This is a genomic window from Psychrobacter piscatorii, from assembly GCF_043641605.1.
Classification (GTDB): Bacteria; Pseudomonadota; Gammaproteobacteria; order Pseudomonadales; family Moraxellaceae; genus Psychrobacter; species Psychrobacter piscatorii_C.
The window spans coordinates 91,876-116,754 of sequence record NZ_JBHZRK010000010.1 but is presented as its reverse complement, the minus strand read 5'-3'; the positions used below and the strand labels follow the sequence as shown (position 1 = coordinate 116,754).

The following is a 24,879-nucleotide window of genomic DNA, read 5'->3' as shown; positions in this document are numbered from 1 at the left end:
CTGATTGTTAATAATTGCTTTTGCAAGACGGCTTATATCTTATGGGTATAGGCCGTTTTCGCTATAAATCGTTTTCGCTATTTGCCAATAGGTAACTTCGATTATAATAGCGCACTCTATATTGAAATTGTCCGACGTTTCGCTCATTATTGGTTTTAACTAGCGTTATCAATCCCTTATCAGCATGTTTTTACTCAATATACCAAAACTGCGCTCATAACGGATTGCTCATGCATTCCTGCCATACGTATGTACGGCAACGCTCATCTCAATAATTGCAGCGCTTATTTAAGCGTATGCAAAAAGGTTACCTATTATGTCAACTGTTCAAGCACCAACCCAGCACATCCCTACCAAGCTTACTGATAGCATTAGGCTGGTGGATGAGGCGTATGCCAAGACCAATCTGTTGGGCATGACACAAGCACAGCTGTCTGATTACTTCAAAAGTATCGGTGAAAAGCCATTCCGTGCGACTCAGGTCATCAAGTGGATTTATCAGCATGGGGTGACGGACTTTGAGAAGATGACCAACTTAAGTAAATCACTGCGCGATAAATTGTCGCTCAATGCTTGTGTGGTCCCGCCCAAGGTTATTCATCGTCAATACAGCGATGATGGCACGCGTAAATGGGTGTTTGAGGTGACAGGCGGCTCATTAGTCGAGACCGTATTGATTCCGGCTGATGATAGTAAATTAAACGGCCGCAAAACGTTATGTGTGTCTTCGCAAGTTGGCTGCGCACTCGATTGTAGTTTCTGTAGTACGGGCAAGCAAGGGTTTGAGCGTGATTTGAGTGCCGCTGAAATTATCGGACAGTTATGGGTGGCTAATGCTTCATATATGACGGACGAAAATGAAAGCTTAGAAAACGTCGATCATAGCCTATGGGAAAATAACGTCACCAACGTGGTGATGATGGGAATGGGCGAGCCGTTATTGAACTATAAGCCTGTGGTAGGCTCGATGGAGATTATGCTCAGCGATCATGCGTATGGCTTATCAAAACGCCGCGTGACCTTATCGACCTCAGGTGTCGTGCCGAAAATGTATCAACTGGCGCAAGATATTGATGTGGCATTGGCCATCTCGTTGCATGCACCAAACGATGAGCTGCGTAATGAATTAGTGCCTATTAATAAAAAATATCCGTTAGATGAGCTGATTGCCGCTGCGAAAAACTACGTCTATGATGTCAATCCGCGTCATAAAAAGCACGTCACGATTGAGTATGTGATGCTGGATGGCGTCAATGATAGCAATGAGCATGCTCATCAGTTGGTCGCGCTATTAGAAGGGCTACCAAGTAAGATAAATCTTATTCCGTTCAATCCATTCCCACATGCGCCGTATGATAAGTCAAGCAACAACCGCATTCACGCGTTTAGTAATATACTGAGTGAAGCTGGGTTTGTTTGCACCATTCGTCAAACACGCGGTGATGATATTGATGCCGCCTGCGGTCAGCTAGTTGGACAAGTGGCTGACCGTACCAGACGTTCAGCAGCATGGCAGCAGAGCATCAAAGATCGTGAAAATGTTTGATACGTTTTGCATATGACAGGATAAATATCCGTCTGTTCTAAAAGAAGCTTAGCTGTCTTTTATCTGTCGCAACGGTAATGAAAATGTATCAATAACGGTCAAGATTGAAGAACATAGCAATTAATAACAACTAAATTGTACTTATAGGGGCTAAATCTATTAAACTGATGCCTCGGAGATCGAATGCATTGAACCACAGTTTTATGATGGCGGCTATGATGACTTCTAAAAACTCTTATCAGTTGGTAGAGCAAAAACCATTTTTCAACCTTTATAAAAAGGCAGGTGTGGTGACGAACCGAGTCACTGCACCGAAGTGCGCATTACTGGCTGCCGCACTCGCAGGATTATTGCTAAGTGGCTGTCAGAGTACACCAAACAATGACTTGTCAGGCATCGCGCCTTATCAGACATCCACGAGGCCCAGCGGTGACCGCAACTTAGATCAGCAAGAAATTGCTCGTGTACGTACCTCACTTGCTGCACAATATATCCGCAAAAATGAGCTCGATACGGCGCAGCGTCAACTCGAAAAAGCCTTTTCTGCTGATAGCCGTTACGCGCCAGCCTATGATATGATGGGCATTTTGTTGCAGCAAGAAGGCAGCCGCATTAATCTTGCAAAAGCCGATCAGTACTTTAGAAAAGCCATCGCGCTGGATAAAGACTTTGTGCAAGCACACAATAATTATGGTGTTTATTTATCACAGATGAAGCGCTATCGTGAGGCGGCAGAGCAGTTTGAGATTGCAGGCGCCTCATTAGGTTACGAAGGCCGTATAGGTGCGTTAGAGAATTTAGGGCGTACCTACCTTCAGTTGGGTGACAATAGTGCCGCTGCTAAAGCGTTTTTGCGGGCCCTAGATGGCAATCGCAATAGTATTATTGCTCATATCGAGCTGGTAGATTTATTGCTTGAGCAGCAGCGAGTACCGCAGGCTCAGCGCTTGTATGACGAGACCTTGATATTGGTACAAGGGCAGGGCATCAGTCCTAGATTGCTCCTACAAGGTATCAAACTTGCGGCAGCACAAAACAACATTACAACTCGCCAGCAATTGGCACAGCAGCTTTTGTCCGCTTATCCATTGAGCGACGAAGCGAAACAACTTAAGACTTGGCTTAACAATCCAGAGGCACCATGGAAATGATCACCCCATCATCAAACACTCAATCTAACGCTCAGGGATCATTTGGTGCCACGTTGCAGCAAGCCCGTAAAACGAAGCAAGTCAGTTTAGAAGAGGCGGCCGCCGAGTTATTTATCTTAAAACGTCATCTAGAAGCACTAGAGAGCGAAAACTTTGCTGAATTACCGCAAGCGGCATTTGCTCGTGGCTTCGCTATTAACTATGCCAAATACTTGGGTCTAGACCCAGCCAAAATCGCAAGTAGCTTTGATGCCGCTTACCCCAATGAGCTCAAAGCCAAATCGGTCAATAATACTGATACACCATTGCAACCAATGGGCACGCTGCAGCGCGATACGCACAATCGTATTCGTTTTAATCCGCTATTGATCATCGGTGTGATTGGACTCATTATCTTGGCAGTATTTTTATTCCGTATGGTGAGCAATGCGAGTAAAGAAAACAGCCAAGAGCCTGTCTCTACTGTTGAAGATGTATCTGCTATTGAGCAAGCGCAAGGGGCTGCAATTAGCAATGATGCAAGTGGGGTCGGTGCGTCTGGCTCTGCGTTGAATTTAGGTGCTGCCAGTGCAGATACGGCTTTTTTAAACGTGAAGTTGACCGATGATGCTGTGGTTAGTATCACGGATGCATCGGGTAATAGTCTCATCAGCGGTTCACAGACGGCAGGTGACTATGACCTATCAGGTGTGCCACCATTTAGTGTACAAATTGATAATATCGATAATGTTAGCTTGATGCTCAATCAAGAAACAGTTGCTTTAGATACTTATGCAACGGATAAGCAAGCTACTTTTGAGCTAGTACCTTAGTCATCATTGGCCTCTTATCGAGCATGATTACTAGTGTTTAATAAAACTAATATACGTCTAAGCTCATTTATATATACAAGCCTGTGGTTTTTCTATTTTTGATTCAAGGATTTATCTATGTCAATGCCATCGCCTATTAACCGCCGTTTGACCAAAAAAATCTATGTCGGCGATGTTGCGATTGGTGGTGATGCGCCAATTAGCGTACAGAGCATGACCAACACTGACACTTGCGATGTGGCGGCAACCGTCGCCCAAATCGAGCGCTGCGTAGAAGCAGGCGCTGATTTGATGCGCGTATCAACGCCAACGATGGATACCGTCAAAGCCTTTGGCGAGATTCGTAAACTGGTGAGTGTGCCTTTGGTTGCAGACGTGCATTTTGATCATAAGATTGCCTTAGCAGTGGCTGAAGCCGGCGCTGATTGTTTGCGTATCAATCCTGGTAACATTGGCAGCGATGCTAAGGTGCGTGAAGTGGTTGCTTGTGCCAAGTATCACAATATCCCTATCCGTATCGGCGTCAATGCAGGCTCTTTAGAAAAAGACATTCAGCGTAAGTATACTGAGCCGACTGGGGAGGCGATGCTGGAGTCAGCAATGCGTCATATCGACATTTTAGAGCGTCTTAACTTTGACCAATACAAAGTGTCTGTTAAAGCCAGCAATGTGTTTTTGACATTGGATGCGTATCGCCTGCTATCAGCGCAGATTGATAACCCACTACATTTAGGCGTCACTGAAGCGGGTGTCTACCGTACTGGTGCTGTCAAATCTGCTATTGCGCTTGGTGGTCTGCTGTTAGATGGTATTGGTGATACTATCCGTATCTCCTTGGCGGCTGAGCCTGAAGAAGAGATTAAGATTGGTTTTGATATTTTAAAGTCGCTTAATATTCGCTCAAATGGCGTAAACTTTATCGCTTGCCCAAGCTGCTCTCGTCAAGAGTTTGACGTTATTAGAGTGATGACGGCATTAGAATCACGTTTGGAAGACATCCGTGAACCAATGGATCTATCTGTGATTGGCTGTAAAGTGAATGGCCCAGGCGAAGCAAAAGAGGCGGATATTGGTATTGTTGGTGCCGCACCAAGATCACTGGTATACCGTATGGGTCAAAAAAGCCATCTTATCGATACCGACAATTTAGTCGATGAAATAGAAAGTATGGTTCGCGCCCATGCAGAAGATTTGGCGAAAAAGCGCGAGAACGAGATTATTCGCGTAAAATAAGTCGCAATATAGGTATCTGCTTTTTGCTGTATAAATAAAGGGTGGGTAGCACGTTTTTTATTTTAATACGTAGATAACAACAATAGACATAACTGTTAAATTTTAAGGACATGACCGTATCATGATTAAAGCTATTAAAGGGTTTAATGACATTTTGCCTGACCAATCAGCAAAGTGGCTGCATCTAGAAGCGATATTAGCTGATGTACTTGGTAGATATGGTTATGAGCATATTCGCTTGCCTATCGTTGAGCAAACTGATCTGTTTGCCCGTGCTATTGGCGGCGCGACAGATATCGTTGAAAAAGAGATGTACAGCTTCACTGATAAGTCTGAGCCACCGACGCCATTGGCCTTGCGTCCTGAAGGTACAGCAGGGGCAGTACGTGCCGTTATCGAGCATAACTTATTGCGTGGGGACACGCCGAAGCTTTGGTACGTTGGCCCAATGTTCCGCTATGAGCGTCCGCAAAAAGGCCGCTATCGTCAGTTTCATCAGCTAGGTGTTGAAAGCTTTGGTAGTGCGCTACCAGACGCTGATGCTGAGCTGATTGCAATGACGCATCTGATGTGGCAAGAACTGGGCCTAAAAGATGAGATGCACTTACAGCTAAACAGCCTAGGTGAGCTTGATGAGCGCCACGCCTATCGCGAAGCGCTGGTTGCCTATTTAACGGACAAAAAAGATCAGTTAGACGAAGACAGTAAGCGCCGCTTGACGACCAACCCATTACGTATATTAGATAGTAAAGAAGCGAGTACGCAGGCAGTATTAGCAGACGCACCAAAGCTTGCTGACTTCTTGGGTACAGAGAGTGTGGCGCATTTCGAACAAGTTCAAGCTTATCTGACTGCGCTTGGTATCGATTTTGAGATCAATCCACATCTAGTGCGCGGGCTTGATTATTATAATAAAACAGTTTTTGAGTGGGTAACGGACAAGCTTGGCAGTCAAGCAACGGTGTGTGCTGGTGGTCGCTATGACGGTCTGGTTGGACAATTAAAGTCCATAGGTACAAATGATGATAAGTCAGATAAAAAACCTGTAAAATCCGAACCGGCTATTGGTTTTGCGATGGGGCTAGAGCGCTTATTGCTACTGATGGAAGCCGTGGCACCGATTGCTGACAAACCCGCTTGTGATGTCTTCGTTGTGGCGCATCCTGACGTTTATAGTGCAGGTATCAGCTATGCACAAAACCTACGTTATAGTCGTCCAGATGTACGCGTGAAGATGGCAAGTGCAACGAGTCTAAAAGCGCAAATGAAAAAGGCAGATAAGTCAGGCGCAGCATTGACAGTCATCATCGCACAGCAAGAGCTGGATGATAATACTATCAGTGTCAAAGATATGCAGACGGGTGAGCAACAGACTGTCACACAAGACTGGCTATCGAGTAAAGATAACTTTTCTCGTCAGTAATTATCCCGTAGCGCCGCAGTTTTGACTTTGGCATCAGCAATTTAATGTACATTTTATCAGGTAAATATATATGGCTTTGACCCCCAATTCGCCGAATGCAGACAACTCCATGCAAGCATTAAAGCAGTATGGTAGTTATATTGTCACTGCGATTTTGTTGGCACTGGCTGCTTATTTTGGCTGGACATACTGGCAGAACAACCATGCGCGAGTAGATACTGTCGCCGCTGATCAATATGCCGATATCCAGCGATTGAATGAAGAAGTCAGCTTGGCTTCGCAAAATCCAGATCTAGAAGCCGACGCGCAAGAGGCGCTTGTACAGAGCCGCACACAGCTAGATAAAGATATTGATACTTTAGTCAGTACGCATGGTGAGTCAGTTTATGCATGGCAAGCGCTGATGATAAAAGCTCGTCAACAGGTCGATAATGATGATTTCACGGCGGCAGCTGAGACATTTAAGCAAGCACTCGCAATTGATCTGGGCGATGCCGGTCTAAAGGCGATTACTCAGCTGCGTTATGCCAAGACGTTACTAGCGACAGGCGATGCAGATGCGGCCTTGTCAGAAGCCAACAACGATATGCCAAGCTCGTTTGAAGCCAGTCAGCAAGAGCTGCTGGGTGATATTTACTTGGCACAAGACAACAAAGAATCAGCGATTAAGTCTTACAATAATGCTTGGGAGCTATTACGTAGCCGCCAAGAAACACGTGCAGTATTGGCTTTAAAGATGGAAAGCTTGGGTATCACCCCTGAGCCAATTGCTGGGCCTACCAGTCTTATCCAAGAATCAGTTACTCCTGAGCAGCCATTAGTGGTTGAAAACTCAGAAAGTACGAGCGTTGAAGCTGCTCAGTAAGTCAATAAGTTCGGTAAATTACTAAGCTCAGTAAATCACTAAGCTAGTATTGAGCAGTAGCAATCGTCTAAATGCTTTTTGATATGACGTCATAATGACTAATGTGCTGTTGGCCAATGTACCAATTAATAATAATTCATTTGTAGTGAGAACATATAATGACTCAATCTATTCGCTCTAGCAAAATGTTAAAAACTACGTTGAGTAGTCAGACTATCAAGAAGACAGTCATGCATGTGGCAGTACTTGCCGTAATGAGCACTGCAGTGATTGGGTGTAACCGCGGCATCAAGCCAGTGGTTAATGACCCAGTAAAATTGGTACAAATTGCGCAACCGATCAGCGTGCTCCAGCCAGTGTTTAGCACTGATGTAGGTAACAAAAAAGCCAGTAAGAAAGACCCTCTAGATTTGCAAGTTGGTTACGCTAATGGGCAAATCGTTACGGCATCACGTGGTGGTGATCTGATAGGGTTTAATCAGGCAGGCGAGCGCTTATGGTCGATTAACGTCGGTGATCAGATCACAGGCGGTGTGGCGTTAGATGCGTTAAGTCAGACAGCGGTTGTGAGTACTCGCAATGGTCAAGTGATGGCGTTTGATACTACGACTGGCGCAAAACGCTGGCAGCAGCAGTTGTCAGGGTCGGTGTTATCCCCAGCGCTTATCAGTAATAATCGTGTGGTATTATCAGCGAATGATGGCTTCTTGCATGGCTTATCGCTACAGACTGGTGAATCAGTGTGGCAGTTTGCAACGCAAGTACCAGCGATCAGCGTGCGCGGTAGCGCGGCACCAACTTTGCTAGATAATGAAACGGCATTATTAGCGACTGCTGATGGTCGTTTGCATGCAGTCACCGTTGATAATGGCTTGCCAAAGTGGTCAAGACGTGTCGGTATTGGGTCTGGAAGTAGCGAAGTTGAGCGCATGAGCGATGTCGATGGCAAGCCTATCGTGAATAAAAACCAACTGTTTGCGATTAGTTATAGTGGTCAGCTATTAGGTATTGATTTGGCCTCACGTCAAGTGATGTTCGTCAATGAGCTTGCTAGTTTAAAAGCACTTGCCGTCAACCCTCAGCAAGTGATTGCTACTAGCCTAGATGGTAAAGTGGTTGCCTATGATCGTAATAGCGGCGAGACATTGTGGGAAAGTGAGGCACTGGCTTATCGTGACCTAACCAATCCTGTCATGATTGGCAATTATATTGCAGTCGGTGATTTTGACGGTGTGGTACATTTATTTGACCCTGCTACTGGCAATATTGTCAGCCGCGTGCAGACAAAAGGGGCGTTGACGAACTTGCAAGTACAAGGCAATCGCCTGATGACCCAAAGCACGTCGGGACAAGTTGCTATCTGGCAGTTAATGCGCTGATAAGCAAGTACACTGGTTTTTATCTATAAAACACAAACGCTGCTTAGTCAGCGTTTAGTGCCTTGTGTAAATCGCTTGTTTAAGTACAGGCTTTCGCGTACTCTATGCGACCGATGTGCTAACCATATATACTATATATAATTTAGTCGTCCCAATTATTTTTTTAGCTAAAAAATAGCCAGCTACTATTTTTGCTATTGTTTTATCATTCATTTTAATTTGCGGTTAAGTGCAGCCCTATTCGTTACTATTGTTATGTCAATGGTCATAAGAATAATTGTACTGTCCGTCATTGTGCCTTTCACTGAGAGTAACCCATGAGTATCAAGCCTGTGGTCGCCTTAATTGGTCGTCCAAACGTCGGTAAATCCACCTTATTTAATCAGTTCACAAAAAGTCGGCAGGCATTGGTTGCTGATTTGTCGGGATTGACTCGTGACCGTCAATACGGTGATGCGACTTATGAAGATAAATCTTTCATCGTTGTGGATACTGGTGGTATTGGTGAAGCAGATGACGGCAGCGGTAATATCGATGATTATATGTCTGAGCAGTCGCATACCGCGATTCACGAAGCAGATATCATTGTGTTCGTCGTTGATGCTCGTGCTGGTATGATCGGTGCTGACGCTGAGATTGGCAAGTTTTTGCATACCCTCGGCAAACCGGTCTATGTCGTTGCCAATAAAGTTGACGGCGTCCATGATTCAGCGCCAGCGGAGTTCTATGCACTAGGATTGGGCGAGCCGTATCCGATGGCAGCCAGCCATGGTCGCGGTGTAGGCAACTTGCTTGAAGTGCTAACGGCTGATATGCCTGAGCAAGAGAATATAGTAGAGCCAAGAGGGTTGAAGCTTGCCATCATTGGTCGTCCAAACGTTGGTAAATCAACGCTAGTTAACCGTCTGTTGGGCGAAGATCGAGTGGTGGTATTCGATATGCCTGGTACGACGCGTGATAGTATTTATATTCCTTATCAGCGTGAGGGCAGAGACTACGTATTAATCGATACGGCTGGTGTACGTCGCCGCGGTAAAATTGATGAAAAAGTAGAGAAATTCTCTGTCATCAAAACCTTGCAAGCGATTGAAGACTCTAATGTAACCGTCATTGTCATTGATGCGCACGAAGGTATTGTTGACCAAGATTTGCATATGATTGGTTATGCGCTTGATGCTGGTCGTGCTCTAGTCGTCGCGATCAACAAATGGGATGGTTTGACGCCAGATCAAAGAGACTATATAAAGCTTGAGATGGATCGTCGTTTTAACTTTATCCCATATGTAAAAGTACATTTAATATCAGCGCTACATGGGACTGGTGTGGGTAATTTATACCCATCTATCTTGCGTGCTTATAAGTCTTCGATGTTTGAAGTCTCTACCAATCGCTTGACGCAAATCTTGCAAGATGCTGTCACCGCTAATCCGCCGCCAACTGTTGCTGGTCGCCGTATTAAGCTACGTTATGCACATATCGGTGGTCACAACCCGCCTGTTATCGTGATCCACGGTAATCAAACCAGCGCGCTTCCTAAGAGCTATCAGCGTTACTTGGAGAACCAGTTCCGTCAAGTATTTAAGCTTGAAGGTACGCCGCTCAACGTCATCTTTAAACAAAATGACAATCCATACGCCAATAAGAGCGACACACCAACCAAGGCAAAAACGCAGCAATTGCGTCAGCGTGAGCGTAATCGTGCGAAGAAATTCACTACTAAAGATAAAAAGTCTCGTTAATCATATAATATGCTATGACTTATTTTATCGTGCAGCTCAGCACGGTAAAATAAAAAAAGCACTATAATCATATAGTGCTTTTTTAGCAGTTCAATATACTCGCTAATTACCTGAATCTTTCACTTATCACATCTCTCAAATACCTGTAATATAAGTAAAACTTTTCTTGACTCAGTAGAGTGATATGAACAATCGTTCGTCTCAAACCATTTCTATGCTCATTTGGCGCTCTGTTGGACAGGCCGTAATTTTGGCTCTGCTGGCAGGTTTTGTATTGCCTTTTATTTATGGTCTGGTGCATCACTACCAAGAAAAGCATCAGCATATACAGCAGTTAGCCTCGTTATTAACAACCAGTGCATCGACACCAGATGGTGCTGACGTCGTCGCTGAGCAAGTGAATGTTTTATTAGAAAATGAGCCGAGCATTCAGAGTGTTGTGTTTTATTCCACATCCCAGCCTATCAATGATATCAACCAATCACTAGATGACTGGAAAAATGCTTTATTTGCCGATACGGTCAGCTTTAACTATCCTGTCGTTAGTAAGTACGAAGATTTTGAGAGTGTCAGACCCAATAAACCTACATCTAATCAGCAGTTAGCGACAGATCTGTCTGATAGTATGAGCGCGTCATCAGTTACGGATGAATCGATCGGTAACACGAATAGGAATAACACGCTGATTGGCTATATCAACATTACCATGGATGTGAAGGTACTGCGTTCACATTGGTTTCGTAGCATTATTCCGTTATGGCTGACCACGCTACTATTGACTATTATTTCAGGTGTGTATATCTTCCGAAAGCTGAATTGGCCGGTCAAAGATATCGAAGCATTAAATGGTGTCTGCGGTATTATCATCAAAAACGCAGAGCTAGAGCAGCTACCTATTATTCCGCAGCGCTTTAACTTTCAAGAATTGACACAAATAAAAAAGGCCTTGGCTATCTTGTTTGGTCGACTGCAAGAAGCCAAGCAAGGATATGATACGCTTGCTGCCTTTGAGCAGCAACTACATAACAAAGATGTCTCGCTTGATGTGCAGTTGCATAATTTCCAAAGCATGATTACCCATGAGCTAAAAACATCGCTCAACGCTATCGTGGGCGGGCTACAGTTATTGGACTATGAAACCTTAACTAGAGAGCAAAAAGACGCTGTCGAAATTATCAGCAACGGCAGTGATAAATTGGTGCTGTCACTGGATCATATTATTCAATTAAATCAGATACAAAAAGGACAGATAAAAATTCATAACAATGAATTTAATCCGCTACAGTTGATATCTGATCTTTTGATAAAGTTCGAACCTATAGCCAGTCAACAAGGCTTAGCGTTAACCAGTAATATTCATCACGTAGATTATAGCCTTTATGGCGACTCCGCAAAAATTCAACAAATATTATCCATATTAGTCAGTAATGCCATTAAATTTACTCCTGCTGGGCAGGTAGTGATCACGTCACAACTGACGCATTTTGATAAAAGTAATCGTTGGAAAATCAGTGTCAAAGATACGGGCATCGGTATTGATAGCAATCACATTGATGATATTTTTAACCCTTTCTTTCAAGTGGATTCGTCACAAACGCGCCAGTATGAAGGCTCAGGTGTGGGCTTGCCTGTGGTTAAGCAAATGGTGCAGCTCATGGGGGCGACCATCGAAGTTGATAGTACCTTGGGATCAGGGACGCAGTTTACTTTGACGTTAGTGATGCCAAACCAACAGCAATCTCGCCAGCAGCGGCTACTAAATGGGCTAACGATTATTTATTATTATGATCAAGAGACAGGTACTTTATTCAATGAGCTGGAGTATTTAGGTGCTACGGTTATTTGCCATCAAGACACACAGCAAGTCATGAATGAGATAAAAGCGCAGAAAGTGGATATGGTGATGTTCGCTGAGGATGTACTCGCGGACAAAGCTGAGCTATTAGCAGAACTTATTCGCCAACATGAAAACGAAGAAAGCGTGCAACGTGCTCTATTGATATACTGGTATCCCCAACATCAAGCGCGTTATGTCGATAATTTCGAGTATGGTTTAAAAGCAGCCGGCATCGATTACTGTCATAGCACGACTTATGAGTATAAGGCTTTGAGTGACTTGTTAAAACGTTGGTTAGTATGGACTTAAAGTGCTCTCAAAAAACACGTTTGGCTTTTTAAAATCTCCCAGCCTGTTAGATGTAATGTTCTGATAAAAGCATGAAAAAGCCAAGATTTTTTTACAACAAATAAAAAAGACGCCCAATTTTAAGGCGTCTTTTTTATTATGTCATTTTCTTATAATGAGATACTTTGTTCTAGCCCTCTATTTATAAAAATAGAGCAGTTCTTAGAACAGATTCTGCGCCCAGCGTACAATATGTTGCCAAGTACGGCTCAAGAATCCTGACTGTGCGACATCATTAGTGGCAATAATAGGGACAGATGCGACAGCTTTACCATCAATAACGGCCATCATCTTACCGATTTCTTGACCTTTCTTAATCGGTGCTTCTAGGCTGTCAGGAATATCAACCACGGTCGTGATTTTATTTTTCTGCGTTTTACTGGTCAGGATTTGTAAGTTATCACCTGTTGCCAGTTCCACCTCATCGGCTTCTCCGAACCATACTGGAACTTTGCTGACGAACTGACCAGCAGGCGCTTTGGTCATTGTGGTGAAGTGGCCAAAGCCCCAGTTGAGTAGTTCACGCGACTGATCGGCGCGAGCCTGCTGGCTCTTGGTGCCCATGATGACAGAAATGAGGCGCATACCGTCACGGTTACTCGAAGCGACTAAGCAATAACCTGCCGCATCAGTATGGCCGGTTTTTAGACCATCAACGGTAGGATCGGTTGCGAGTAGGGCATTGCGGTTGCCCTGAGTGATACCATTATAGGTAAACTCTTTTTCGGAATAAATGCTGTAGTAATCACCACTGTTTTTGACAATAGCACGAGCAAGTTTGGCCAGATCCAGCGCAGATGCTTGGTGACCTTCAGCAGGCATCCCAGTAGAGTTGACGAAATGAGAGTTTTCCATACCAAGCTTTTGCGCTTGCTCATTCATCAAGATCGCAAATGATGCTTCGCTACCCGCGATATGCTCAGCCATGGCTTTTGACGCATCATTGCCTGATTGAATGATAATGCCGCGTAGCATATCGATGACACTAGCGGTCTTATTGACTGGCACATACATGCAAGACTGACTGCTGCTACCACGGCACCATGCATTTTGGCTCATGAGTACTTGGTCGTCTTCTTTGAGGTCGCCTGATGCTAAGCGCTGTTCGATGATATAACTGGTCATCATTTTCGTCAGAGACGCTGGCGGTAATGATTCATTCGCATTTTTTTGACCCAAGATCTCACCAGTATTATAGTCCATCAATACATAGGCGGTATTATCCATCTCAGGTGGTTGTATGGCTGCGTTTGCCATCACTGCACTCATTGAGATACTTACACCAACTACCAGCTGTACCAGCTGATTTTTTACACGCTTTACTGTCATATATCATTACACCGCATCATGGAACCAAATGTATCTATCGCTTGTATTCAATGTCAATTTTCATACATTATTTTAAGCAGCATGCCTTAAACATCATGTCTAAAATAATGTATTAATCAAAACAAGAACGACTGTACGATAGACATAAAATTAACGCCTTATCTTAGCAAAATGCCAACCGATGGGGAATCGATAAATGCAAAAAAGTAAGGCATGAATAAAAAGAAAAGCGAATAGGTATCAAGTGTTTGCTCTTACTAACCTATAGATAACTTCGATCAGCATAAATTTAACGACCACAAAAAAGCCTGCTGTACCGCTTGTGGTTTATAAGCGGAATGACAGCAAGCTTTTATGTTCATTAAACTTAATAGGTAAGTGTAGAGTATCATTTTTGACGATGGTGAGAGTAGAGCTCCAGAAAGAACAAAACCATTTTTTATTGTCGTTGATTATGACTGGCTTTTCTAGCGCTCAAGACGGCTCTCTACGCTTACACACTTTTAGTGATTAATACTCTGCGTTCGCCAAATCTTCGCACAAGGCTTTATTTTCTTGCTTTGAGAAGCCCATTGTCCAGCTACGAATCCCTTGCAGTATCTGACGATAGTCTTGCTGCGTTGACAGGTATTGGATGGCTGCTTTTGGGTCTTCTAGCGAAGGCATTAGTTCATGCAATTGCACGGTATAAGACTTATAAAAACGTTGTTTTTGATTGCCGTTCAGCATTGATGGACAGATCTCTGATAGTACCTGCATCACAGCAATTTCATGCTTTGTGATATTAATGCCAGACATATCTAACGGAATAGTGGTCGCAGGATTGTTTGCAGCATTAGACGCTTGAGACAGCATGGCAACAGACGTTATCAGTCCTGCCAGCCCGATTTTTGAGGCGGTCTTTGCTATCACAGAAGCTATAGATAATATCGATTGATTCTTCATTCAGTATTACACTCGCTTATCTTTATTTGATGGTGATATGTTAATGGGTAAAAAAACAAAAGTCACATAAAATATTGATTTATGTGTAGATATCTTGTGAGCCAAAGGCATTTTACAGCAACATATCAGTAGCATATACCAATGAAGTCACATCAGTATAAACGCATCAGTTTGTATTGTTGTATGGTGTTGCATATTGTAACGCGTTGCCTGATCTCTCTCATTTCGACTCCATTTTAGGTAAATAATATAACAATAGACAAAAATGCCAGATGGTTTTTGGTCAACGACTGAGTTCGTGATTATCTATCGTTCAGGTATAATCGCTCGGGCTATCTAAATGATGACACGCTCTAGCCTGTGGTTGCTATTTTTATGCGAATAAAGATATGGTACGGTAGCAAAAATTTCTACTAAAAAGACGGTTTGACACAAACATACTGAGCTGACATGAAGATTTTAATTAGTAATGATGATGGGGTGTATGCGCCAGGGTTATTGGCGCTGTCTCAAGCACTATCAACCATCGGTGAGGTCGTGGTAGTCGCACCAAACGAGGAGCAAAGTGGCTATGCTAGTGCATTGAGTGTATCAAAACCATTGCATACGCATCAATTGCCATCGGGATTTATAGCGGTAAATGGTTCACCAGCTGATTGTGTTCATCTGGCGCTGCATGAGTTATACCGTGATGTGGATTTTGACTGTGTCATTACAGGTATCAATTCAGGTGCAAACTTAGGACAGGACGTGATGTTTTCTGGTACCTTTGGCGCGGCATTGACCGCGCAACTATTGGGCATACCTGCTATTGCCACGTCTTTGGTAGGTGGCGGTGTGAAAAATGGCGGACAAGAATCAGCCAGTGATTATCAAGTGGCGGCAAATGAAATTGTCAAATTGCTCATTGAGACCTCGATTTTAGAGTTTCTCAAAAGTTTGCCCTATCATGTATTAAACGTTAATATTCCTGATGTGGATAGCAGCAGTGATATCAAAGGGCGAAAGGTTACTTCGTTGGGACACAAGCAGATCGCCGAGCCAGTGCGTCATATGATTGACCCGCGCGGCCGAGATGCGTATTGGCTGTCTCTACGAAAATGTAAAAACAGCAAGCACAAAAATGAGCAACCCTTAGACAGTTCAGCTAAATCAACCAATCAAAAAAATGTTGTATTAACATCGGGCATGACGGATGATCAAGCAGTGGCGGCAGGATACATCAGTTTGTCGCCAGTACGTCTACATCATACCCCAGCGGCGGCATTGGATAAGCTTTTGGCACTAGATTTATAAGTTCGATAGGGTATGATTATCAATGACATAGGTGATGGTCACCATATCGCTTGCTGTACGAGTGATATAAATCATCTGCTAGATCGCTAATTGTAGTAACAATATCTAGAGGCTTTTGAGTGATATCAAATGCTTTTGGATGATAAAACAATAGATAAGCAACACAAAGAACAGGAACCTTGTATGAAAAGAATCATGACCGGATCGCACCTTGCTAAGGCGGCGTTGATTGGCACTATGGCAGTTACTACCTTGTCTGTAGTCGGCTGTGCAACCAAGCCTACTTATCAATCACCAAACCAAGCAGGTCCCAAGATTATTACCAACGCACAAGGCGTCCCTAACTACCACCGCGTACAACGTGGCGATACGGTCAGCCAAATTGCGGCACGCTATCGTCTTAACTATCGTCAGATTGGCGCACTAAATAATCTGGACAGTAAATATACGATTTATAGTGGGCAATGGCTCAAACTATGGCAGGGCGGTGCAGCGACGACGGCGAGTAATAACAGCTATAGTAGACCAGCACAGCCACAACCAACTTATACCCCACCTGTAACCCAGTCTCAAATGCCAGCATACGAGGCAACGGCCAATTCGACCTCTGGTTATGATTATCCTACTCGCAATCCAGTGACGCGTAACATTGATCCAGCGGCGGGCAACATGGGCATGTGGTTTGCTGGCAATGTCGGTGATCCAGTACTTGCTAGCCAATCAGGAACGGTGCTTTACTCAGGCAGCGGTCTACCAGAGTATGGCAACTTGATTATGATACGCCATAGTGATGACTACATCACGGCCTACGCACACAATAGCCAATTGCTGGTAAAAGAAGGCGATACGGTACAGCGTGGCCAACGTATCGCGACGATGGGTAGCAGTGGTCAGACCAATCAAGTGGGGCTGGAGTTCCAAGTTCGCTTGAATGGTAATCCGATTGATCCACGTACAGTACTTGGGCGTTAGTATTGAGGCATGTCGCTGCTGGCTGGGCGGCTTTAGTCCATTTTATTTATTTATGTTTGAGACTTTTTATGAGATTAAAAAAACAATACCTCACTCTTATGCCGGCATTAGTGATGGTCGGGTGTACGAGCCAGCAAGCCATGCAAAAAAAGCCTGTCCGTCAAGGTGGCGTTGAGATTACTCAAACCCAAACCGTGCAGGTCAAGCCAACACCAGCGCCAGTTATTAAGCCGCAGCCTGCTCCAAAGCTAAGCTATAGCAGCTTTTCTGATTGGAAGTCAGACTTTTCTATGCGTGCAATATCTTCAGGCTATGATGCTGGGGTCATCCGCCGATTGCTCGATTCCGCTTATCTGAATCAGCAAGTTATCTCATTAGACTCAGGACAGCCTGAGTTTTCTAAGATGCCATGGGAATATGTGGACTCTGCTGTCTCTAGTGGGCGTGTGAGCGTAGGTAAGCGCAAGTTTGCAGAGCAGCGTGCGTTCTTGTCTCAATTAGAATCGCAATATGGTGTTGACGCAGAGATTGTCGCAGCGATATGGGGTATGGAATCGTCATATGGCGCGGTCACGGGTAACAGTGATTTGCCAAGCTCGCTTGCCAGTCTTGCCTACGACGGTCGTCGTCAAGAGTTTGCAGAAGCTCAGCTATTATCCTTAGCGACGCTGCTTCAGCGTGGCGACGTATCATGGTCGCAATTGGATGGTTCTTGGGCAGGCGGCATGGGACAAACGCAGTTTATTCCTGAGACTTGGCTCAAGCAAGGCGTTGATGGCGATGGTAATGGTCATCGCAACCCTTGGGCCACAGGCGATGCACTCGCTTCTACCGCCAACTATCTGAGCAACTCAGGCTGGGTGCGTGGTCTAGCACCTTTTTATGAGGCGACTGTACCTGCTTCGTTTGATTATTCACTAATGGGCAGTAAGCAACCTGCAGCCAGATGGGCGGCGATGGGTGTCGATACGATAGATGATGTCTATTTAGATGCCAATACTCAGATGGAGCTGTGGTTGCCAGCTGGTAAAGATGGTCCCGTATTGCTGCTAAGCCCAAACTTTGATGTTATCAAGGTTTACAATAACTCGTCGAGTTATGCGTTAGGGGTGAGCCTGTTAGGCAAAACGATTGATGGACAAAGTGGTCTGCGAAAATCATGGCCCCGCTATGAGCGTCCGTTGTCAACCACGCAAGTGACCAACTTACAGCGCCGTTTGACGAGCATGGGTTACGACACCAAAGGTGCTGATGGTATCGTGGGTACCAATACTCGTATGGCATTTCAGCGCTGGCAAGCAGATAATGGGCAAACGCCAGATGGATTCATCACTCAAAATAGCGCCTCTTCATTGGCTGGCTGGTGAGGTAAGCTGACGGTATTTATACACCGTATGAAGGTCGCGATTCATAATCGCTTTTAGCCATTATGAATTAACCATTAATCATCAATTAAGCATGTTACCTTGCTCTACAAAAAGCACCTTGCCAAGGTGCTTTTTTTGCCTCAGGCTATGTCTGATTTTGCTGAAATTTATTGAATGAATAAATATTGTGATAATCATCAAATATTTGAGTTGGCTTGATCTAGCAGTCTTCAAAACTTATCAGAACAAGGTTAATACAAGAAAATCGATACTGTGAATGATAGACTCTAAAGATAGCTTTTAATAATAAAGATTCAATCACAAATAATGAGAACGACCAAAAGAGCATGCCTTTATGATTACCATGGAAGAATTACAAGCGGCAATAAAGCTGCGTATCAATAATTATAATAATACTGACTTCCCGCTTCACAACAGAGCCATCAATACCTGCGATCTATTAGGCAGTCGTAATCACATATTAGCGCAAAGCGTCGCCTCACCCTTTGATGTACCAAGGCAGAATCTATCTGCGATGGATGGCTATGCTATTGCTAGAGGTAGCGAGCTGTCAGAAGGTAATACGATCGAGATCATTGGTGAGTCTCAAGCGGGTAATGCCTATACTGGTGAGACAGTAGCAGGGCAGGGCGTCCGTATTTTTACTGGTGCAGTGGTGCCTGATTGTTGTGATACAGTTATTATGCAAGAGAATACCAACTTTGCTGATATCAAAACGACCATCGATAAATCTCAACCTTACAGCATAACGCTCACGCAAACGGCCGAAGTCGACAATAATATTCGTGCGCAAGGCGAAGAGATTGAGTCTGGCGAACCTGTGCTAAAGATAGGAAAACGAATTAATCCTGCCGATATCAGCTTGCTGGCAAATCTGGGTGTCAGCGAAGTGAGCGTGTTTCAGCCACTCGTCGTCGGTGTGCTCGCGACAGGCGATGAGCTCGTCGCTATTGGCGATGAGCTGAAACATTTAGCCCAGATATACAACTCCAACACCCCAACGCTCAAAAGCCTACTGTCGGACTTGCCTATTACCATTCGTGATTATGGCATCATTCCTGATGATTTGGATAAGACGACAGCTGCGGTCAATGAAGCCATGCAAGCTTGTGATGTGCTCATATCGACAGCAGGCGTCTCAGTCGGCGATTATGATTTTCTGACGACCGTGATCGAAACACTTGGGCAAATCAACCACTACAAAGTGGCGATGAAACCTGGTAAACCGTTTGTATTTGGCGAGTTAAATAAAAATCTCGATAAGCCCGTATTGTATTTTGGACTACCGGGTAATCCGCTTTCGACGGTGGTGGGCGCGCTACAGTTTGTGCTACCCGCATTATGGCAGATGTCAGGTGCGAGTTTATCAGAGCAGCCGATGCCCCTAACGATTAAAGCTAAGCTCACAAACGACATCAAAAAATCACCCGGCCGCAAAGATTTTCAGCGCGGCGTATTGTCACAAGATGAGTCAGGGCATTACCAAGTTGAGTGCTTTTCAAGTCAACAATCACACAGAATAAAACAGCTGAGCCGCGCCAATTGCTTTATTGTGTTAGACAAAGACAGTGGCAACGTAGTATCTGGTGGTGAGGTTACGGTACAACCGTTTCCTTGGTTACATCGCTAATTCACCGTTTGCCAATCTGCTATAAAACGATGGAACGAAATTAAACAGCAATCTAGTAATGGGATGCTAAACACGAATAATAAAGTAACGCTTATGGCAAGCAATACTGATGGCAGTAATATATGAATGAAGACAATATCAAAATAGACAGACCGCAACTGTATTCTCCTGCGTCAGCACCTGTGCTGTCTGACAGCTATATACCGTCTGCTCTAATGATGCCGATTGATCAGGCGACCCAAATCCATCAGCCTTTAACTGACGGGTTTGCGCGGCGTCTGACGTATCTGCGCCTCTCTATTACTGATTTTTGTAATTTTCGCTGCGAGTACTGTTTGCCAAATGGTTATCAAGGCAAACGTCCTGATGATGAGTTGAGCGTTTCTGAAATTGCGACATTGGTGCGCGGCTTTGCCCAAGTAGGTACCAAAAAAGTGAGAATTACGGGCGGTGAGCCATCCATTCGCCGTGATGTTGTCGAAATCATCGAAACCATTAAACAGATTGATGGTATTGAAACAGTGGCAATGACCAGTAATGCTTATAAGTTAGGCAAACACTTAGCGAGCTGGCAAGCGGCTGGACTTGATCAGCTCAATATCAGTATGGACAGTTTTGATGCAGCCACTTTTCACAAAATGACAGGTTTCGATACCTTGCCGCAGATACTGGCGGATATGGATACCTTGCTAGAAACGACCGATATCAAACTCAAAATAAACAGTGTCTTGATGGCAGAGACTGCCTTTGAAAACCTGATCACCGCGATCGACTACGTCAAAGATAGGCAAGTGACGTATCGCTTTATTGAGTTTATGCAGACCAGTGACAATAGCGACTTGTTTTTTGCCCAGCATGCCCAGTCTGATATCATCACGGATTATTTGTTAGAGCATGGTTGGCAGCCACATGAGCGTGGTAGTGCCGATGGTCCAGCAGTCGAGTACAGTCATCCTGATTATGTCGGTCGTATTGGTATGATTGCCCCTTATGCCGCGCACTTCTGTGATACTTGTAATCGTCTGCGGGTTAGCAGTCAGGGCAAGGTGCATCTGTGCTTATTTGATCAGGGCAATTATGATATTCGTCCATACTTACAGCAGGACGATATCCAAGGGCTAGTAAACACTTTACATAGCTTTATGCCGATTAAGCCTGAGCATCATCATCTGCATGACTCGAACAGTGGCATCATGCACAATCTTTCGATAATCGGTGGTTAAGGCATTCTCAGTCCTTAATCATGATGCTAACCGATGCTGTTTTTGCTATAGCTTTTCTGACATAAGCTTTTTTTAATACAATTATAAAATTATATCTATAAAGGATCTTTTATGAGTAAGCCTGCTGCACCATTTACCCCTCTTAATATTGCGGTATTGACTGTTTCTGATAGTCGTACGCTGGCAGAAGACACATCAGGTCAGTATTTAGCAGATAGTTTGACCGAAGCAGGGCATCATTTGGCAGACCGTCAGCTGATTACTGATGATATTTACCAAATTCGCGCCGTGATTAGTGGCTGGATTGCCAGTCCAGATGTGCACGCGGTTATCACGACTGGTGGCACAGGCTTCTTTATTAGAGACAGTATGCCAGAGGCGGTGAGTGTATTATTCGATAAGTCGATTGATGGTTTTGGTGAGATGTTCCGTTTGATTTCAAAAGATGAGATTGGTATGTCTACGGTGCAGTCGCGGGCAGTGGCTGGTATGGCAAATGGTACGGGCATATTTTGTCTACCAGGTTCGTCTGGCGCGTGCCGTACAGGGTGGGAAAATATCCTGAAAGAGCAGTTTGATAGCCGTACTCGTCCGTGTAATTTCGTACCGCATTTTTTGGCGCAAAATCCCAGTCATGACTGATTGATAAATAATTAATGATAAATGATTAAGCCATGACTGATATTAATCAAAACAGATAGGTAATCGCATAGTGATAGAGCGATCAAATAGGTTGGACAACTTGGCAGGTATAGTTATTTTAGCTGGCGGGGCATCCAAACGTATGGGTACTCCCAAAGCGACGCTTACTTTGCCCTCAGGTGAGCGTTTACTCGATTACCATGTCCGTCATGCGAGCGAGTTGCAAGTGCCCATTTTGATTGCAGATAATGGGCGAGGCTTTTATGTTGATTCAGATGCGACCTTGAGCAAACCTAATTCGCCCGTTATGCCTATTGCTGATTATGGTTCTGACTTTGACGCGGATAATAATGAGCATATTCGTACAGGTGGTGCGTTAGTTGCTATCGAATCAGCATTGCAAACATTGAGTGGTTTGAATGATTCAGAGCTGTCAAACAATCAGAACGCATCGTGGTTGTTGGTGATGAGTTGTGACAGCTTAATACCAGCAACCGATTTGTGGCAAAAACTGCAACACTCGATTATTCTACCTACTGATAAGAGAGTCATTTGCTTAAAAGATGACAGTCATTTATATCCACTATTAGGACTTTATCATTTAGACATTGAACCTGATTTGAAAGCCTATATTGATAGTGGTCAGCGTCGAGTCATACCATTTATTCAGCCGATGGTGAAGGCTGTACCATTTACTCAGGACTGGCAGCATTTGACCAATTTTAATACGCCTAAAGATTTTAAGCAGGCGTGTGCCGCTCTACTAAAACAATAAAAATACTAATAAAGAGATTACTAAGAAAAGGCTATATCAATGAGTAACAGCTTTCAGACAAATCATCAATCTGCTTTATCACACTTAGATAGTGATGGCGATATTACCATGGTTGATGTCAGTGGTAAGACAGCAACGACGCGAGAGGCAAATGCAACGGGACAGGTTTGTTTTCCGAACGAGATTTATGCGCAAATTAAAGCAGCTGATGGGATGACCAAAAAAGGCAGCATTACGCAAACGGCACATATTGCTGGTATTATGGCTGCCAAACGCACGCATGATCTGATACCGCTTTGTCATCCGCTGCCGCTAGATAAGATTGGCCTTACCTTTGTGTATAATGATGCGCTCAACAGTATTACCGTCAGTGCTGTGGTCAAAGTCACGCACAAAACGGGGGTTGAGATGGAAGCGCTAACCGCCGTGAGTGTTGCCTGCTTGACTATCTATGATATGACTAAAGCACTATCGCATGACATCGTTATAGATGATATTCATCTGGTTAAAAAGACAGGTGGTAAGTCAGAATATACTCATGCTTAGTATGAAAACAATGAGTTCATAGTTAGAGAAATACCGAATATCAAGCAAGGACGCTTGCAAAGAAAGGAGAGGTTTATGAGTACTATCGATGTAACAACCGATATCGAATCAACGATGGATATTAACGTCATGTATTTTGCCAGTTTGGCTGACGAGGCTAACTGTCAGCAAGAAACTGTCAAATTACCCCAAGATATGTCATTGACTGAACTGTACGAACAGCTTAGTCAAAAGCATCGCTTTAGCCGTTCGCAAGCAGAGCTACGGGTGGCAGTGAACGATTATTTCGCTAAATGGACAGACCAAATCAATGACGGTGATAGCGTGGTTTTTATCACCCCAGTCGCTGGTGGTTAGGTATATATTTATAAGCGGCTATAGCGCCACAATTAGTGTAAATAGAGAAAAAAATGACAGATAACGTCCATAACCATTCAATGACCATCAAACGTAGTATCGATGAAGCGTACCTTATCGCTGAGCGCGATGGTTTTGCGTTACTCGATATCGCTATTGACGAAAATAAGCTCAAAAGTACATTAGACGATGATAGCTGCGGTGCGTTTGTTTGCTTTGAAGGTCGAGTGCGCAATCATAATAATGCCACGAGCGTTGATCGCCTTACGTATTACGGTTATGAAGATTTGGCAATCAATCAAGGCCGCGCCATTATAGAAGAGGCCAAAAAGCGCTTTGAGATTACTCATGCTATTGCCATTCATCGAATTGGTGCGCTAGAAATTGGTGATGTTGCTGTATGGGTTGGGGTAGTGTCAGCGCATCGTTATCCTGCATTTGATGCCTGCCGCTGGATATTAGATACCATCAAAGCGGATATTCCTGTGTGGAAGCAAGAATATTACGAAGACGATTCATCTAAATGGCTCAGCAATAATGGGTAGGTCACTAGCTGCTATTAGTACCTCTGCGTGTTTGCTATTGGCATTAAGTGCTTGTACAGCAGATAAAAATACGAATGCAGAATCGGCGACTGCGACAAGTGCGCAGCACCAGACACTACGTATCGCTGCGGCAGCCAACTTATCTGATGTCCTACCTAATATCATTGATAGCTATCAAACGGATAGTAATATATCGAATCAAGACAACTTAGATATCGAAGTCACTTACGCGTCATCTGGCAAACTGTATGCTCAAATCAAGGCAGGGGCGCCTTATGATATATTTTTGTCTGCCAATCAAGAGTTCCCTGCAAAGCTTGCTGATGAAAGTATCTCTGACAATACCGATAAGAATAATAAATCTGCCTCGCCATTTACCTATACCAGAGGTCAATTGGCACTCTATAGTGTCACAGAACCTTTAAATGATTTTACGCCAGCATCGCTTCTTGACGCGTTTACAAGTGCTAGTTTCACAGGTGATAGTAAGGTTTCTATTGCCAATCCTGAACTTGCCCCTTATGGGGCATCTGCAAAAGCCTATCTGCAATCACAAAAGATGTATGACAAATTACATGCACAAAAAAGCCTGATACAGGCAGAGAATATTGGCCAAGCATTTCAATACGCCCATACAGGCAGCGTGGACTATGGTTTTGTGGCGCAGTCTCAGCTTGTAGCGATAAAAGCCAAACCTGAGCAGTTCATTACTTTACCAAAAGCGTCTTATCCAGCTATCTTACAGGATGGTATCGTTGTCAATAATACAGTCCCAGCAGCAGCATTTACCAAATACTTGCGCTCGGATGCAGGACAACAGTACTTCGCGCAAGCAGGCTACCTGCCCATTCAATAATCCGTTAGCCTAGACACTCTACCTATAAAACGAGCCGTGACA

Annotated in this window: 22 protein-coding genes; 20 read left to right on the top strand and 2 right to left on the bottom strand. The window is 44.1% G+C overall.

The annotated features are described in order from the left end of the window. Positions 1-316 precede the first annotated feature (316 nt). From rlmN to ACHUET_RS10475, 9 genes are all read left to right on the top strand, one after another. Positions 317-1,546, top strand: coding sequence for a dual-specificity RNA methyltransferase RlmN (gene rlmN, locus ACHUET_RS10515; protein WP_394212650.1), 1,230 nt, complete (start codon positions 317-319; stop codon positions 1,544-1,546). 215 nt (positions 1,547-1,761) lie between these two features. Beyond that, complete coding sequence (pilW, locus tag ACHUET_RS10510; protein WP_394212648.1) at positions 1,762-2,697, top strand: type IV pilus biogenesis/stability protein PilW; 936 nt, start codon at positions 1,762-1,764, stop codon at positions 2,695-2,697. Then, positions 2,694-3,509, top strand: a complete 816-nt coding sequence (locus ACHUET_RS10505; RefSeq protein ID WP_394212684.1) for a helix-turn-helix domain-containing protein — start codon at positions 2,694-2,696, stop codon at positions 3,507-3,509. The genes pilW and ACHUET_RS10505 overlap by 4 nt, the downstream gene beginning before the upstream one ends. Positions 3,510-3,626: 117 nt before the next feature. Beyond that, a complete protein-coding gene (ispG, locus tag ACHUET_RS10500) occupies positions 3,627-4,742 on the top strand; it encodes a flavodoxin-dependent (E)-4-hydroxy-3-methylbut-2-enyl-diphosphate synthase (protein WP_238038487.1) in 1,116 nt (371 codons plus the stop codon). 121 nt (positions 4,743-4,863) lie between these two features. Beyond that, positions 4,864-6,165 (top strand): histidine--tRNA ligase, encoded by a 1,302-nt coding sequence (gene hisS / locus ACHUET_RS10495; protein WP_394212646.1) that lies wholly within the window; start codon positions 4,864-4,866, stop codon positions 6,163-6,165. A 70-nt stretch (positions 6,166-6,235) separates the two neighbouring features. After that, on the top strand, positions 6,236-7,030 hold the full coding sequence (locus tag ACHUET_RS10490; protein ID WP_394212644.1) for a YfgM family protein: 795 nt from the start codon (positions 6,236-6,238) through the stop codon (positions 7,028-7,030). 158 nt (positions 7,031-7,188) lie between these two features. After that, a complete protein-coding gene (gene bamB / locus ACHUET_RS10485; protein WP_394212642.1) occupies positions 7,189-8,409 on the top strand; it encodes an outer membrane protein assembly factor BamB in 1,221 nt (406 codons plus the stop codon). A gap of 317 nt (positions 8,410-8,726) precedes the next feature. Beyond that, positions 8,727-10,148, top strand: a complete 1,422-nt coding sequence (der, locus tag ACHUET_RS10480) for a ribosome biogenesis GTPase Der (RefSeq protein ID WP_286708452.1) — start codon at positions 8,727-8,729, stop codon at positions 10,146-10,148. Positions 10,149-10,332: 184 nt separating this feature from the next. Continuing rightward, a complete protein-coding gene (locus ACHUET_RS10475; RefSeq protein WP_394212640.1) occupies positions 10,333-12,294 on the top strand; it encodes a sensor histidine kinase in 1,962 nt (653 codons plus the stop codon). A gap of 201 nt (positions 12,295-12,495) precedes the next feature. Here the strand turns inward: ACHUET_RS10475 and ACHUET_RS10470 are convergent, their stop codons facing one another. Next, the gene (locus ACHUET_RS10470; RefSeq protein WP_394212638.1) at positions 12,496-13,662 is read right to left on the bottom strand and encodes a D-alanyl-D-alanine carboxypeptidase family protein; all 1,167 of its coding nucleotides are present in this window, start codon (positions 13,660-13,662) and stop codon (positions 12,496-12,498) included. 510 nt (positions 13,663-14,172) lie between these two features. Further along, positions 14,173-14,607, bottom strand: coding sequence for an MCR_0457 family protein (locus ACHUET_RS10465; RefSeq protein WP_058025084.1), 435 nt, complete (start codon positions 14,605-14,607; stop codon positions 14,173-14,175). 450 nt (positions 14,608-15,057) lie between these two features. Here ACHUET_RS10465 and surE point away from each other — a divergent pair, with 450 nt between their 5' ends. From surE to modA, 11 genes are all read left to right on the top strand, one after another. After that, positions 15,058-15,903 (top strand): 5'/3'-nucleotidase SurE, encoded by an 846-nt coding sequence (gene surE / locus ACHUET_RS10460; protein ID WP_394212636.1) that lies wholly within the window; start codon positions 15,058-15,060, stop codon positions 15,901-15,903. Positions 15,904-16,086: 183 nt separating this feature from the next. Further along, a complete protein-coding gene (locus tag ACHUET_RS10455) occupies positions 16,087-16,875 on the top strand; it encodes a M23 family metallopeptidase (protein WP_394212634.1) in 789 nt (262 codons plus the stop codon). 68 nt (positions 16,876-16,943) lie between these two features. Beyond that, positions 16,944-18,242 (top strand): lytic murein transglycosylase, encoded by a 1,299-nt coding sequence (locus ACHUET_RS10450; protein ID WP_394212632.1) that lies wholly within the window; start codon positions 16,944-16,946, stop codon positions 18,240-18,242. A gap of 355 nt (positions 18,243-18,597) precedes the next feature. Beyond that, positions 18,598-19,893, top strand: coding sequence for a molybdopterin molybdotransferase MoeA (locus tag ACHUET_RS10445; RefSeq protein ID WP_394212630.1), 1,296 nt, complete (start codon positions 18,598-18,600; stop codon positions 19,891-19,893). A 215-nt stretch (positions 19,894-20,108) separates the two neighbouring features. After that, on the top strand, positions 20,109-21,116 hold the full coding sequence (gene moaA / locus ACHUET_RS10440; RefSeq protein WP_463556585.1) for a GTP 3',8-cyclase MoaA: 1,008 nt from the start codon (positions 20,109-20,111) through the stop codon (positions 21,114-21,116). Positions 21,117-21,227: 111 nt separating this feature from the next. After that, positions 21,228-21,758, top strand: coding sequence for a molybdenum cofactor biosynthesis protein B (gene moaB / locus ACHUET_RS10435; protein WP_212563746.1), 531 nt, complete (start codon positions 21,228-21,230; stop codon positions 21,756-21,758). A 100-nt stretch (positions 21,759-21,858) separates the two neighbouring features. Further along, positions 21,859-22,533 carry a molybdenum cofactor guanylyltransferase gene (gene mobA, locus ACHUET_RS10430; RefSeq protein WP_394212625.1) on the top strand — a complete coding sequence of 225 codons (675 nt, stop codon included), beginning with the start codon at positions 21,859-21,861 and terminating at the stop codon, positions 22,531-22,533. 39 nt (positions 22,534-22,572) lie between these two features. After that, the gene (gene moaC, locus ACHUET_RS10425) at positions 22,573-23,079 is read left to right on the top strand and encodes a cyclic pyranopterin monophosphate synthase MoaC (protein WP_394212623.1); all 507 of its coding nucleotides are present in this window, start codon (positions 22,573-22,575) and stop codon (positions 23,077-23,079) included. 75 nt (positions 23,080-23,154) lie between these two features. Then, on the top strand, positions 23,155-23,436 hold the full coding sequence (locus tag ACHUET_RS10420; protein WP_394212621.1) for a MoaD/ThiS family protein: 282 nt from the start codon (positions 23,155-23,157) through the stop codon (positions 23,434-23,436). Between the two features lie 53 nt (positions 23,437-23,489). Continuing rightward, entirely contained in the window at positions 23,490-23,981 is a 492-nt protein-coding gene (locus ACHUET_RS10415; protein WP_394212619.1) for a molybdenum cofactor biosynthesis protein MoaE, read from the top strand. Further along, positions 23,974-24,837, top strand: coding sequence for a molybdate ABC transporter substrate-binding protein (gene modA, locus ACHUET_RS10410; RefSeq protein ID WP_394212617.1), 864 nt, complete (start codon positions 23,974-23,976; stop codon positions 24,835-24,837). The genes ACHUET_RS10415 and modA overlap by 8 nt, the downstream gene beginning before the upstream one ends. The last annotated feature ends 42 nt before the right edge of the window (positions 24,838-24,879 follow it).

Coding starts and splice junctions, on each gene's coding strand:
- hisS (WP_394212646.1), top strand. CDS start 4,864: ATGATTAAAGCTATTAAAGGGTTTAATGACATTTTGCCTGACCAATCA.
- rlmN (WP_394212650.1), top strand. CDS start 317: ATGTCAACTGTTCAAGCACCAACCCAGCACATCCCTACCAAGCTTACT.
- ACHUET_RS10415 (WP_394212619.1), top strand. CDS start 23,490: ATGACAGATAACGTCCATAACCATTCAATGACCATCAAACGTAGTATC.
- moaC (WP_394212623.1), top strand. CDS start 22,573: ATGAGTAACAGCTTTCAGACAAATCATCAATCTGCTTTATCACACTTA.
- ACHUET_RS10445 (WP_394212630.1), top strand. CDS start 18,598: ATGATTACCATGGAAGAATTACAAGCGGCAATAAAGCTGCGTATCAAT.
- moaB (WP_212563746.1), top strand. CDS start 21,228: ATGAGTAAGCCTGCTGCACCATTTACCCCTCTTAATATTGCGGTATTG.
- ACHUET_RS10420 (WP_394212621.1), top strand. CDS start 23,155: ATGAGTACTATCGATGTAACAACCGATATCGAATCAACGATGGATATT.
- ACHUET_RS10470 (WP_394212638.1), bottom strand. CDS start 13,662: ATGACAGTAAAGCGTGTAAAAAATCAGCTGGTACAGCTGGTAGTTGGT.
- ispG (WP_238038487.1), top strand. CDS start 3,627: ATGTCAATGCCATCGCCTATTAACCGCCGTTTGACCAAAAAAATCTAT.
- bamB (WP_394212642.1), top strand. CDS start 7,189: ATGACTCAATCTATTCGCTCTAGCAAAATGTTAAAAACTACGTTGAGT.
- ACHUET_RS10450 (WP_394212632.1), top strand. CDS start 16,944: ATGAGATTAAAAAAACAATACCTCACTCTTATGCCGGCATTAGTGATG.
- der (WP_286708452.1), top strand. CDS start 8,727: ATGAGTATCAAGCCTGTGGTCGCCTTAATTGGTCGTCCAAACGTCGGT.
- ACHUET_RS10475 (WP_394212640.1), top strand. CDS start 10,333: ATGAACAATCGTTCGTCTCAAACCATTTCTATGCTCATTTGGCGCTCT.
- surE (WP_394212636.1), top strand. CDS start 15,058: ATGAAGATTTTAATTAGTAATGATGATGGGGTGTATGCGCCAGGGTTA.
- ACHUET_RS10455 (WP_394212634.1), top strand. CDS start 16,087: ATGAAAAGAATCATGACCGGATCGCACCTTGCTAAGGCGGCGTTGATT.
- moaA (WP_463556585.1), top strand. CDS start 20,109: ATGATGCCGATTGATCAGGCGACCCAAATCCATCAGCCTTTAACTGAC.
- pilW (WP_394212648.1), top strand. CDS start 1,762: ATGATGACTTCTAAAAACTCTTATCAGTTGGTAGAGCAAAAACCATTT.
- ACHUET_RS10490 (WP_394212644.1), top strand. CDS start 6,236: ATGGCTTTGACCCCCAATTCGCCGAATGCAGACAACTCCATGCAAGCA.
- modA (WP_394212617.1), top strand. CDS start 23,974: ATGGGTAGGTCACTAGCTGCTATTAGTACCTCTGCGTGTTTGCTATTG.
- ACHUET_RS10505 (WP_394212684.1), top strand. CDS start 2,694: ATGATCACCCCATCATCAAACACTCAATCTAACGCTCAGGGATCATTT.
- ACHUET_RS10465 (WP_058025084.1), bottom strand. CDS start 14,607: ATGAAGAATCAATCGATATTATCTATAGCTTCTGTGATAGCAAAGACC.